We start from the raw sequence: 251 nt of genomic DNA, 5'->3' as shown, positions 1-251 counted from the left end.
AATACCTGGTGCGTCATGCGTGCCCTCTTCCGTTTCCTGCACTTCATTACCTTCGCTATCCACATAACGTGTTACTTCTAACGCGACTGGTGTCTCTTGTGGTGCTTCATTCGGTATTTCTGACTGGATACGTTGATATACATGTGTTGTAATACCATTTTCTGCTGCTGTTTGGCCTGTATATTGCCATTTATCCGCGATAATACCTGGTGCGTCATGCGTGCCCTCTTCCGTTTCCTGCACTTCATTAC

The 251-nt window shown here is 46.2% G+C and carries 1 protein-coding gene; it reads right to left on the bottom strand.

The features are described 5' to 3' along the window. The coding region (locus CD041_RS06870) for a hypothetical protein (RefSeq protein ID WP_142380825.1) at positions 1 to 251 on the bottom strand (251 nt) is incomplete at both ends.

It is taken from the genome of Staphylococcus lugdunensis (genome assembly GCF_002901705.1).
GTDB classification, from domain to species: domain Bacteria; phylum Bacillota; class Bacilli; order Staphylococcales; family Staphylococcaceae; genus Staphylococcus; species Staphylococcus lugdunensis.
This window is presented reverse-complemented; position numbering and strand designations above follow the sequence as displayed.